At 47.1% G+C, this 12,645-nt stretch carries 12 protein-coding genes and 1 pseudogene; all 13 read left to right on the top strand.

Features of this window, described 5'->3' with window-relative positions:
- Window positions 1–115 precede the first annotated feature (115 nt).
- Window positions 116–1,678, top strand: a complete 1,563-nt coding sequence (gene cls / locus QZL69_RS03120; protein ID WP_022213764.1) for a cardiolipin synthase — start codon at window positions 116–118, stop codon at window positions 1,676–1,678.
- A gap of 127 nt (window positions 1,679–1,805) precedes the next feature.
- Window positions 1,806–3,020 carry a D-alanyl-D-alanine carboxypeptidase family protein gene (locus QZL69_RS03125; protein WP_022213765.1) on the top strand — a complete coding sequence of 405 codons (1,215 nt, stop codon included), beginning with the start codon at window positions 1,806–1,808 and terminating at the stop codon, window positions 3,018–3,020.
- Window positions 3,021–3,071: 51 nt separating this feature from the next.
- Window positions 3,072–4,100 carry a molybdopterin-binding protein gene (locus QZL69_RS03130; protein ID WP_022213766.1) on the top strand — a complete coding sequence of 343 codons (1,029 nt, stop codon included), beginning with the start codon at window positions 3,072–3,074 and terminating at the stop codon, window positions 4,098–4,100.
- An 18-nt stretch (window positions 4,101–4,118) separates the two neighbouring features.
- Window positions 4,119–4,979, top strand: a complete 861-nt coding sequence (locus tag QZL69_RS03135) for a metallophosphoesterase (RefSeq protein WP_022213767.1) — start codon at window positions 4,119–4,121, stop codon at window positions 4,977–4,979.
- Window positions 4,957–5,742, top strand: a complete 786-nt coding sequence (locus tag QZL69_RS03140; RefSeq protein ID WP_022213768.1) for a segregation and condensation protein A — start codon at window positions 4,957–4,959, stop codon at window positions 5,740–5,742. Before QZL69_RS03135 ends, QZL69_RS03140 begins: the two co-directional genes overlap by 23 nt.
- Before the next feature lie 21 nt (window positions 5,743–5,763).
- Entirely contained in the window at window positions 5,764–6,333 is a 570-nt protein-coding gene (gene scpB, locus QZL69_RS03145) for an SMC-Scp complex subunit ScpB (RefSeq protein WP_022213769.1), read from the top strand.
- Window positions 6,334–6,345: 12 nt separating this feature from the next.
- Entirely contained in the window at window positions 6,346–7,140 is a 795-nt protein-coding gene (locus QZL69_RS03150) for a zinc dependent phospholipase C family protein (protein WP_022213770.1), read from the top strand.
- Between the two features lie 85 nt (window positions 7,141–7,225).
- Window positions 7,226–8,428 (top strand): D-alanyl-D-alanine carboxypeptidase family protein, encoded by a 1,203-nt coding sequence (locus QZL69_RS03155; protein WP_022213771.1) that lies wholly within the window; start codon window positions 7,226–7,228, stop codon window positions 8,426–8,428.
- A 214-nt stretch (window positions 8,429–8,642) separates the two neighbouring features.
- Window positions 8,643–10,079, top strand: coding sequence for an acyl-CoA carboxylase subunit beta (locus QZL69_RS03160; protein WP_022213772.1), 1,437 nt, complete (start codon window positions 8,643–8,645; stop codon window positions 10,077–10,079).
- 13 nt (window positions 10,080–10,092) lie between these two features.
- Window positions 10,093–10,836: an OadG family transporter subunit gene (locus QZL69_RS03165; protein ID WP_022213773.1), complete on the top strand. Its 744-nt coding sequence runs from the start codon at window positions 10,093–10,095 to the stop codon at window positions 10,834–10,836.
- Between the two features lie 24 nt (window positions 10,837–10,860).
- The gene (locus tag QZL69_RS03170; protein ID WP_022213774.1) at window positions 10,861–11,229 is read left to right on the top strand and encodes a biotin/lipoyl-binding carrier protein; all 369 of its coding nucleotides are present in this window, start codon (window positions 10,861–10,863) and stop codon (window positions 11,227–11,229) included.
- A gap of 16 nt (window positions 11,230–11,245) precedes the next feature.
- Window positions 11,246–12,394 (top strand): sodium ion-translocating decarboxylase subunit beta, encoded by a 1,149-nt coding sequence (locus tag QZL69_RS03175; RefSeq protein WP_022213775.1) that lies wholly within the window; start codon window positions 11,246–11,248, stop codon window positions 12,392–12,394.
- Between the two features lie 53 nt (window positions 12,395–12,447).
- Window positions 12,448–12,645, top strand: a pseudogene (locus QZL69_RS03180) (oxaloacetate decarboxylase subunit alpha); the annotation flags it as partial.

The raw sequence follows: 12,645 nt of genomic DNA on the forward strand, positions 1-12,645 counted from the left end.
AAATATAATTAATTGTGCGCAAAAAATCCCTGACGACAAGTCCGTCAGGGATTTTTAAGATTTAAAATTGATACTTATTTAACGAGACAGAGGAAAGGGCAACGGGGAAGAGTTTATGGGTCGTATTATGCAGTTTCTTAAGAGAATTTTAAAACTTCTGTTCAACAGGATCTTTTGTGTTGCGCTTGCCCTTTTGATCCAGATGGGCTGGCTTTTGATCACCGCATGGAGGCTGGCAGCTTACTCGAAATATATTTCCAATGCGATCGGGATCATCAGTGTTCTGATCGTGCTCTGGATCGTAAACAAAAAGATCAATCCATCCTACAAACTGGGATGGACGATCCTGATAATGACGGTTCCTGTATTTGGTGTTCTCCTGTATGTGCTTTTTGGTAAATCCAGGATCGCGCAGGCGATCCAGGACAAATACACACAGGTTCAGGAAGAAAGCCTTCCTTATATGGAGCAGGATGAGCAGACGTTTCAAGAACTGGAAGAACAGAGCGCGGGAGCGGCGGTGCAGTCCAGATATATCCATCAGTATTCCAGTTTCCCTGTCCATGGGAATACAACGGCAGAATATTTCCAGGTCGGAGATGACATGTTCCCGGTCCTGGTACGTGAGTTGGAACAGGCGCAGCATTATATCTATATTGAGTATTTTATCATCAATGACGGTGTGATGTGGCGGACGATCCTCGATATTCTGGAACGCAAGGCGAAAGAGGGCGTGGATGTCCGGCTGATCTATGACGGATTTGGCTGCCTTACCACGCTTCCGAACAGATACGACAAAGTTCTCAGGGAAAAGAGCATCAAATGTACCATTTTCAACCCGTTTCGGCCGCTTCTGAATATCGTTCAGAATAACCGCGACCACCGCAAGATCTGCGTGATCGACGGTAAGACAGGATTTACCGGGGGAATCAACCTCGCGGACGAATATATCAACCAGAAAGAACGCTTCGGTCACTGGAAGGATACCGCAGTCATGCTCAAGGGCGAGGCTGTCTGGAATATGACGGTGATGTTCCTGCATATGTGGAGTGTGGTCAATAACTCTGCAGAGCCGATGGAGCATGAACTCCATATGCCGCACAAATATCATCCAGAGGCATTTGAGGATGACGGTTTCGTGCAGCCATACAGTGATACGCCGCTGGACGGGGAAGTCCTCGGTGAGAACGTTTACCTGAACATCATCAACCGTGCAAAGAAATATGTCTATATCTGTACGCCATATCTGATCATCGACAATGAGATGATGACAGCCCTCTGTCTGGCTGCCAAGAGCGGTGTCGATGTCCGGATCATGACACCGGGTGTCCCGGACAAGAAGATGGTCTTTCTGCTGACACAGTCTTATTATGAGCAGCTTCTGGAGGCAGGAGTGCGGATCTATGAGTACCAGCCGGGATTCCTTCATGCGAAATCTTTTGTCTGTGATGATGAGATCGCGGTTGTCGGAACGATCAATCTGGACTACCGCAGCCTGTATCTTCATTTTGAAAACGGCGTCTGGTTCTACAAGAACAAAGTAGTCGGGGATATTCTGGAGGATTTCAGAGAAACCCTGAATTATTGTGATCCGATCAATATTGAATTCTGCCGTGACAGAAACATCCTGGTGCGCGGATTCCAGAGCATCCTGAGGCTTTTTGCCCCGCTGTTATAAAAATGATACGAAAGGGAATACGACGGTTTTTCGAGAGGGGAACTGCCGCATTCCTTTTTTGTATGCAATGGTATAATTTCGCAGGAAAGTTTTTACAATAGTAAGGAAAAGGATTTTGAGGTATTGTATGAAATTCCCTGGAAAAATAAGAAAAACGGCGGCATGTTTTTTATTATTCTGTATTGTACTTGCCTGCATTCCCGTACATGCAGAAGAAAATGAGGCGGTGGAGATCTCGGCACCAAGTGGTGTCCTGATGGAGCCGGAGACAAAAACGATTCTTTATGAGAAAGACAAAGACACCAGAAGGAGTCCTGCGAGTGTCACAAAAGTCATGACGCTCCTGTTGATCTTCGATCACCTGAAAGACGGAAGCCTGAAACTTACCGATACTGTGACGACAAGCGCACATGCGAAATCCATGGGCGGTTCGCAGGTTTTTCTGGAAGAAGGCGAGACGCAGGATGTGGAGACGATGATCAAGTGTATCGTCGTTGCATCGGGAAATGATGCCAGTGTTGCGATGGCAGAACATATCGCAGGAAGTGAGGAAGCTTTTGTAAAAGAGATGAATGCCAGGGCAGAAGGGCTTGGGATGGAAAATACGCATTTTGTCGACTGCTGTGGACTGACGGATTCGGATGAACATTATACGACAGCATATGATATTGCCCTGATGAGCCGGGAGCTGATCCTGAATTATCCGGAGATCTTTCAGTATTCTTCGATCTGGATGGAAAATATCACTCACGTTACCAGACAGGGAAGCAAAGAATTCGGACTCACCAACACGAATCGACTGATCCGTACGTATTCCGGCTGTATCGGACTCAAAACGGGAAGTACCAGCAAAGCGGGATTCTGCCTGAGCGCGGTGGCAGAGAGGAATGAACTTATGCTGATCTCTGTCGTCATGGCAGCACCGGATTATAAGGCAAGGCTCAAAGATGCCGCCTCTCTTCTGGATTATGGATTTGCCAGGTGCTGTCGCTATATCGACAACAAACCGGCAGAACTTCCAGAGCTTTCTGTAAAGAAAGGAAAAGAAGAAACGGTCTCGCTTTCCTACGATGGCACTTTCCGTTATCTGGATACCGAAGGACACAGCATTTCCGATGTAAAAAAAGAAATAAGTCTTCCCGAAAAGACCGAAGCACCGATAAAAAAAGGCGCGAAAGCAGGAGAAGTGATCTATACCGCAGGTGATAAAGAACTTGGACGCCTTACGATCCTTTATGCGGAAGACATTGAACGTGCGGGATATCTCGACTGCCTTCGCAAAACAGCTGGTTATTTATGGCTAACCGCCGGGCAGGAATCTTTTGACAAAGATACACTGTGAGAGGTATAATAATATCCAAATGGTCAAAGCAAAAACTAGGAGAAGAAAACAATGAAAGAAATCAGAACACAAGATGCAGTGGGACATATCCTGTGCCACGACATCACACAGATCATCAAAGATCAGAAAAAGGGAGTTTTATTCAAAAAAGGACATATCGTAAGGGAAGAAGACATACCTGCACTTCTTTCTGTAGGAAAAGAGCATCTTTTCGTGTGGGAGAAAAAGGAGGGGATCCTTCACGAAAACGAGGCAGCAGAGATCCTTTACAAGATTTCCGCAGGAGAGCATATGCATGGAAGTGACATCAAGGAAGGCAAGATCGAGCTGATCGCGGACTGCGACGGTGTGCTTAAGATCCGAAGAGATGCACTTCTTAAGGTAAACTCTCTGGGTGAGATGATGATCGCATCCAGACACGGCGATTTCCCGATCAGAAAGGGCGACAAGATCGCAGGAACCCGTATCATCCCGCTTGTGATCGAGAAGGAAAAAATGGACCGCGCCGAGGAAGTGGCAGGAGAGGAGCCGATCTTTTCCATTCTTCCTTTCAAAAATAAGAAGGCGGGGATCGTGACCACCGGAAGCGAAGTAAAGAACGGACTGATCAAGGATACTTTTACACCGGTCCTTAAAGATAAACTGGAGGAATATGCCTGTCCTGTCATGGGGCAGACCACACCGGGTGATGACCGAAAACAGATCACAGCCGACATTCTGAACTTTATCAAAGAAGGCGCAGACCTTGTGATCTGCAGCGGTGGGATGAGCGTGGACCCGGATGACCGCACACCTGGCGCGATCAAGGATACAGGGGCAGATATCGTCACATACGGAGCTCCGGTGCTTCCGGGAGCCATGCTGCTTCTCGCCTATTATAAGGACGGAGAGCGGACAGTGCCGATCCTCGGACTTCCGGGATGTGTCATGTACGCCAAGAGAACAGTCTTTGACTTGATCCTTCCGCGTGTCATGGCAGATGATCCGATCCGTGCTGAGGAGATCGCAGCCTACGGAGAGGGCGGACTCTGCCTGAACTGTGCATCCTGCACCTTCCCGAACTGCGGTTTCGGTAAATAAAAAATATTGGGGAATTACATGAAAAAAACATTCAGAACCAGAACATATGAGATTCACACAGATAAACTGAAAAACGGACATAAAGTAAGATTTGCATTTCTGACAGATCTTCATGGCCTTATCTATGGCAATAATCATCAGGAATTATATGACGCTGTTCTGAAACATGATCCGGCGGCAGTTCTTGTCGCCGGAGATATGATCGTCAACCGAAAGACTGAGACGCTTCAGGCGGCAGCAGTGCTTCTGAGCCGTCTGAGTGAGAAGATACCGGTTTTTTATACGCTTGGGAACCATGAGTATAAGATGCTTCTGAATCCTGAAGTACGGCAGGAGTACTTGAATTATGAACGGCTGCTCACTAGTGCAGGTGTGTGCTTTCTGCATAATGAGCGCATATCTTCGAATTTTTGTGGAACTGATTTTATCTTTCACGGACTGGAACTTCCAATCGAATATTATCACAAACCGAATTCTCCAAAACTCAGTCTCACAGAGCTGGAAGAACTTCTCGGGACACCGTTCATGTCGGGGATACATATTCTTCTGGCACATAACCCTAAATATGGAAATACGTATCTTTCCTGGGGTGCGGACCTTGTTTTGTCCGGACATTATCATGGGGGAATCCTGCGCTTTGGCGAGAATCACGGGCTGACCTGCCCGCAGTATCTCCTTTTTCCGCCGTATTGCTGCGGCAGATTCCAAAGCGGCAAAAGCACGATGCTTGTCAGTGCAGGGCTTGGAGAGCATACGATACCGATCCGTCTCCACAATCCGAGGGAGCTTCTGGTGATCGAATTCTGTCCGTCTGCCCATAAGGAAGACTCTCACAAAACAGGAAGGAAAACAGCAAATGGCAATACCGGTAAAAATTAACGTCTTTGAAGGACCTCTTGACCTTCTTCTCCATCTGATCGAAAAAAACAAGATCGATATCTATGATATTCCGATCGTGGAGATCACAGATCAGTACATGGAATATATTCACTCCATGGAAAAAGAAGACTTAGGCGTCATGAGCGAATTTCTTGTCATGGCGGCGACACTTCTCGACATCAAGTGTAAAATGCTTCTCCCGAAAGAAGTGAACGAAGAGGGTGAGGAAGAGGATCCGCGAGAAGAACTTGTCCAGAAACTTCTGGAATATAAGATGTATAAATATATGTCCTATGAACTGAAAGACAGGATGGACGGGGCTGTCGGAGTTTTTTATAAGGGAGCTACTGTTCCGGACGAGGTAATGAAGTACAGGGAGCCGGTCGACCCGAGGGAACTTCTTGCGGGACTTACCCTTGAGAAACTGCACAGCATTTATCAGTCGATCCTTAAGAAACAGGAGGACAAGATCGACCCGATCCGAAGCAGATTTGGAACGATCGAGAAAGAAGAAGTCAGTCTTTCCGAAAAAATGCTCGAAATGAAGGAATATGCAGGAAACCACAGGAAATTCAGTTTCCGTCAGCTGCTTGTCGGGCAGAAGTCAAGAGTGCAGCTTATCGTGACTTTTCTTTCTATTCTGGAACTGATGAAGATGGGATATATTCACGTGGAGCAGGACGAGCTGTTCGATGATATTCAGGTGGATGTTGTCAGGGACCCTGTAGAATGGACACATTTGACAGAATTTGCAGACGAATAAATACAGAGATTGAGGAATCATATGGAAATAAAGAAATTAGAAGCGGCGATCGAAGCGGTGCTTTTTACCATGGGAGAATCCGTGGAGCTGACGCAGATCGCCAGTGCGATCCAGCAGGACAAGGAGACAACGCGAAAACTTCTCAACAATATGATGGACCGTTATCAGGAGGAAGACAGAGGGATCCAGATCATCGAACTGGAGCAGTCCTATCAGATGTGCACCAAAAAAGAATACTACGAATGTCTGATCCGTCTTGCCCTGCATCCCAAGAAACCGGCACTGACAGATGTCATGCTGGAGACACTTTCTATTATCGCGTACAAACAGCCGGTCACAAAGGCAGAGATCGAGAAGATCCGCGGGGTAAAATGTGACCATGCGATCAACAAACTGGTAGAATATGAGCTTGTAAAAGAGCTTGGACGACTGGATGCGCCGGGACGACCGATCCTCCTTGGGACGACCGAAGAGTTCCTGCGCTGTTTTGGCGTACAGGGGCTGGAAGAACTTCCTGCTGTAGATCCGGTCCGTCTGGAAGATTTTAAGGCGGAAGCCGAGGAAGAAGTACAGCTTCGCCTGGATGTTTAGGAGGAAAATAAAATGCCTACGACCTATGCACATGACTTATTTGGCAAAAAAATCTATCACAAACTTCCGAAGGAGATGCAGATGGTCATTCAGAGAAATGTTAATCTGTACCGGATCGGTCTTCATGGACCGGATATCCTGTTTTATCACATGCTGAAACCAAAGGTATCCACAACGGGTATCCGTATGCATAAGGAAAAAGCGGCTCCTTTTTTTGAGAGGGGAATGGCGATCGTGCGCGAAAAGCACGATGAGAAGCTCCTTGCCTATCTCCTTGGATTCGGATGCCATTATCTTCTGGACAGCGCCTGCCATCCCTATATCGAGGATATGGCGGCGAAGGAAGTGATCACGCATACCCTTCTTGAGAAAGAATTTGACCGGACATTGATGCTGGAAACTCATAAAAATCCATATCATTATTACCCGGCATGCGGTGTGTTTCCGAGAATCCCCTATGCCAGAGTGATCCACCGTGCGATCCCCAAAATAGCGACAGGAGATATCCTGAAATCTCTGAGGCGCATGAAGCTGATCACAAATTGTCTGGTCTATGATAACAAGGGCAGGCGTAAGAAATTTCTCACGGTGCTTTCGAGGCTTGCCGGCAAGAAGCTGTCTGATTCCATGATGGAATATTTCATGGCGAAAGACCCGGTCCCGGGGAGCGCAGTTCCGGTCCATGCCCTGCACGGACTGTATGACAGGGAGATAAAGGAAGCACCGCAGTACCTTGAGGAATTATTCAGACTTTCAAAAGAAGACAGACCGCTGGGCGAGAGATGGTATAAGACTTATAACGGCTGACCGGCTTACTGGAACCGGAAGGAACAGAGACATATAATGAGGACAGGTCTGCATAAAATATCCTATAAAGAATAAGAGGTGGGATATGAAACGCAGATATAATATCACGGTCACGATTCTGGTCATAGCAGTTTTTTTGATAAATTCCACAGTCTGTGCTGCTTCCGGGGAAAGCAGTGCGCCCGGAAATCTTTATGCGCTTTCGGCAGTTCTGATGGATGGGGATTCGGGGCGTGTCCTGTATGAAAAAGAGGGCGAAACACCGAGAGCGAATGCAAGCACCACGAAAGTCCTGACCTGCATCCTTGCCCTGGAAAACGGTAAAGGCGATGATTATGTACAGGTTTCTTCCAATGCTGCCGCGCAGCCAGATGTACGGCTTGGTATTCAAAAAGGAGAGCAGTATTATCTGGAAGACCTTTTGTACTCTCTGATGCTGCAGAGCCACAACGATGCCGCGGTCGCGATCGCGGAACATATCGGAGGTTCTGTGGAAGGATTTGCAGCCATGATGAACCAGAAAGCGAAAGAGATCGGCTGTACGGACACACATTTTGTGACACCGAACGGGCTGGATGCGAAGGATGACGGGGGAAGTCATCATACAACAGCGCGGGACCTGGCACTTATCATGCGCTATGCCATACAGAATCCGATGTTCCTCAAGATCACCGAGACAAGGGACTATTCTTTTTCAGATATTGAGAAGAAGCGGACATTTTCTCTCCACAATGCGAATGCGTTCCTGGATATGAGAGAAGGCATCCTGTCAGGAAAAACCGGATACACAGGAGACGCGGGCTACTGTTATGTCTGTGCAGAGGAAAAAGACGGCAGGACTTTCATTGTTGCCCTTCTGGGAAGCGGCTGGCCGAACCACAAGACTTACAAATGGAAGGATACCGCAGCACTTCTTAATTACGGCGAAGAAAATTATAAATACCGCAGCTGGTGGAAAGACCCCGAGATTCCTCTGATCCAGGTCAAAAATGGATTCACGGGAGATCCTGTCGGCAGAAAGAAGATATATCTGCACGGTCTTCTCGATATCTCCGAAGAACAGAAAGAAACCTGCATGCTTCTTTCTGACAGGGAAAATGTGACCTGTCAGGTAAAAGTGCCGTCTTCGATCGAAGCTCCTGTAAGACGGGGAGATGAGATCGGGCAGGTGACATTCCGGCTGAATGGGGAATTGCTCTCTGCTTACCCGGTACTGGCAGAACAGTCTGTCGGGGAGAGAACCTTCACCCGGACCCTGGAATATGTTTCTGATAGATTTTTTCATTAAGGAAATGAAAGAGAGCAAAAAGTCTTTTCCGCGAGGAGAGGGCTTTTCTTTTTTTGACCAAAATTTTTGCATTGACATAAAATAAATTTTGGGGTTAAAAATTTAACAAAAAAACCGAAATGTATTGAAAAAAACTTGAAAACAGGTTACAATTATAATCGGCTAAAATTTTGGTTATATTTTAAAATTTTATAAACATGGAGGGCAAAAGAGAATGAGTAATGCAACACAAAGCTTAGCGAGCACAAGAATCACTTCTTTGCTTGACGCCAACAGTTTTGTCGAAATCGGGAAAAGCGTAACAGCCAGATCTACAGATTTCAACATGACTGAGAAAAAAGCGCCTTCAGACGGTGTTATCACCGGATATGGTGTAATCGATGGAAATCTTGTCTATGTATACAGCCAGGATGCTTCCGTACTGAACGGAACTGTAGGCGAGATGCATGCAAAGAAGATCTCCGCATTATATGACCTTGCTATCAAGACAGGAGCACCTGTGATCGGTCTGGTAGACTGTGCAGGAATGCGTCTTCAGGAAGCAACAGATGCACTGGAAGCATTCGGTGGAATCTACTTTAAACAGACAATGGCATCCGGAATGATCCCGCAGATCACAGCAGTATTCGGTACCTGTGGCGGAGGAATGGCAGTTGTTCCGGCACTGACCGACTTCACATTCATCGAAGCCAAAAAAGGCAAAATGTTCGTAAACAGCCCGAACGCACTTGATGGAAACTGCACAGAGAAATGTGACACAGCAGCAGCTGATTACCAGAGCAAAGAGACTGGTCTTATTGATGCTGTAGAATCCGAAGAAGAGATCCTTGCTGAGATCCGTCAGCTGGTAAGCCTTCTTCCATCCAACTTCGAAGACAATGATTCTTTCGCAGAGTGCACAGATGATCTGAACCGTGCATGCGAGGATATCGCAGCATGCGCAGGAGACACCTCCATCGCACTTTCCAGAATCGCAGACAACGGAATCTTCTTCGAGACCAAGAGAGACTATGGTAAAGACGTTGTTACAGGACTCCTTCGTGTAAACGGAATGACTGTAGGTGCAGTAGCCAACAGAACAGAAGTTTATGATGCAGAAGGTGAGAAGACAGAAGAATTCGACGGCACTCTTTCCGCAAGAGGAGCAAGAAAAGCAGCCGGATTCGTAAAATTCTGTGACGCTTTTGATATCCCGGTACTGACTCTTACAAACGTAACCGGATTCAACGCAACTGTATGCAGCGAGAAAGTTATGGCTAAATCCATCGGAGAACTGGTTCATGCATTTGCATCCGCAACCGTTCCGAAGGTAAACGTCATCATCGGCAAAGCATACGGAACAGCTTATGTGGCAATGAACAGCAAATCTGTAGGTGCAGATATCGTTTATGCATGGGACAATGCAGAAATCGGAATGATGGATGCTTCCATGGCAGCAAAGATCATGTACCCGGGATCAGAAGCTTCTGTTATCAACGAGAAAGCTGCAGAGTACAGAGAACTGCAGTCCAGCGTAGAATCTGCCGCAGCAAGAGGATATGTAGATACTGTGATCGCTCCGGCTGACACACGTAAATACGTGATCGGAGCATTTGAGATGCTGTTCACAAAGAGAGAAGACCGTCCAGCTAAGAAACATGGCACAGTCTAAGCGAGGTGAGCATATGAATCAGATGTTAAAGAAAGCATCCACTACCTGCGCTGCTTTTGCCTGCGCCGCATCCCTGATGTTCTCTGGTGCAGCAGTTGTTTGGGCAGATGGTGAGATCGACGAAACCGTCAAAAACCAGATTGAAACTTATGCAGAAGGACTGACAGATGAGATCATCGGACTGTCTGATGATCAGATCGAGCAGTACATGGAGTCCGACGATGCGTTTACTTCAAGTGCAATGACAGCCTGGGACGGAACCAAAGACGCCCTGGGTGAGCTGAAGGAAACCGGTGATGTAGAGATCGAATATTCAGGTGATGAATATACAGCAGTTATTCCGGTTGAATTCGAAAAAGAAGACGCTGAATTTACTTATGTATTTGACAAGAACCTGACTCCTACTTCACTGGCAGTCGATATTCAGTATTCTTTTGGAACAACCATGAAGAATGCAGCACTTAACACTCTTATGGGAATCGGTACTGTATTCGTGATTCTGGCCATGCTGATCTTCCTGATCTCCCTGTTCAAATACATTCCGGGTTCAGGAGCACAGCAGGTTAAAAAGAAAAAAGAAGAAGCAGCAGCTCCGGCTCCTGCACCGGTTCCGGTGGCAGCAGCACCTGTTCAGGAAGAAACTGATAACTCAGAGCTGATCGCCGTGATCGCAGCAGCGATCGCAGCATCAGAGGGAACTACAACAGACGGATTTGTTGTACGCTCCATCCGTAAGATCAACCGCAAAAAAAGGTAATTGACAATTTTAGGAGGATTAAAAATGAAAAGCTATACAATCACCGTAAATGGAACAGCATATGAAGTTACTGTAGAAGAAACAGGAAGCGTAAGCGCACCGGCAGCAGCTCCAGTAGCAGCACCGAAGGCAGCACCGGCAGCAGCTCCTAAAGTAGCAGCACCGGCAGCAGGAGCAGGCGCAGTCAAAGTTACCGCTTCTGTACCAGGCAAAGTCCTCAAGATCGTAGCTTCCGCAGGACAGGCAGTAAAAGCAGGAGACAACATCGTGATCCTGGAATCCATGAAGATGGAGATCCCGGTTGTAGCTCCTCAGGATGGTACTGTAGCCAGCATCGACACATCCGAAGGCGCATCCGTAGAAAACGGAGATACTCTGGCTACAATGAACTAGGACGGGAGGTAATCAAATGTCTTATGTAATAGAAACCCTGTCCAACCTGATCCATCAGACAGCATTTTTTAACCTGACATGGGGAAACTATCTGATGATCGCGGTGGCGTGTGTATTCTTATTCCTTGCTATCAAAAAAGGTTTTGAGCCGCTTCTTCTGGTTCCGATCGCTTTTGGTATGCTCCTGGTAAATATCTACCCGGACATTATGGCAAATCCGGAAGACATGTCCAACGGTGTTGGTGGTCTTCTGCATTACTTCTATATCCTCGATGAGTGGAGTATCCTTCCGTCCCTGATCTTCATGGGCGTTGGTGCGATGACAGACTTCGGTCCGCTGATCGCCAATCCGAAGAGCTTCCTCCTCGGAGCAGCTGCACAGCTTGGTATCTATGTTGCATACTTCCTTGCGATCTTCCTTGGATTCAACGGAAAAGCAGCAGCAGCGATCTCCATCATCGGTGGAGCAGATGGTCCTACCTCCATTTTCCTTGCCGGAAAACTTGGACAGACCGCTTTAATGGGACCGATCGCGGTGGCGGCATATTCTTATATGTCACTGGTTCCGATCATTCAGCCGCCGATTATGAAACTCTGTACTACAGAAGCAGAACGTAAGATCAAAATGGATCAGCTTCGTCCGGTAACCAAGATCGAGAAGATCCTGTTCCCGATCGTTATCACGATCGTTGTCTGCTTACTTCTTCCTACAACAGCTCCGCTGGTAGGTATGCTGATGCTGGGTAACCTCTTCCGTGAGTCAGGCGTTGTTAAACAGCTTACTGAGACTGCTTCCAATGCCCTGATGTACATCGTAGTTATCCTGCTTGGTACATCTGTAGGTGCTTCTACAAGCGCAGAGGCATTCCTTAATGTTGATACTCTGAAAATCGTTGTTCTCGGTCTTGCAGCATTTGCATTCGGTACTTTCGGCGGATGTATGCTTGGTAAACTGATGTGCAAACTGTCCGGTGGAAAGATCAATCCGCTGATCGGATCCGCTGGTGTATCAGCCGTTCCTATGGCTGCCCGTGTATCCCAGAAAGTCGGCGCAGAAGCAGATCCTACAAACTTCCTGCTGATGCATGCAATGGGACCAAACGTAGCCGGTGTAATCGGAACAGCCGTTGCAGCCGGAACCTTCATGGCTATCTTCGGTGTTTGATCCCGCTGGGTCAGATGCGTTTAGCTGAATTAATAATATAAGGAGAAAACATAATGGCTGAATTAGAAAAAAAACCTGTAAAAATCGTGGAAACTGTTCTCCGTGATGCTCATCAGTCTCTGATCGCAACAAGACTTACCACAGAACAGATGCTCCCGATCGTAGATAAAATGGACAAAGTCGGCTACCACGCAGTAGAGTGCTGGGGTGGAGCTACTTTCGATGCTTCCCTTCGTTTCCTTAAAGAAGAC

The sequence above is a fragment of the Blautia sp. CAG:237 genome, assembly GCF_000436615.1.
GTDB classification, from domain to species: Bacteria; Bacillota; Clostridia; order Lachnospirales; family Lachnospiraceae; genus Blautia_A; species Blautia_A intestinihominis.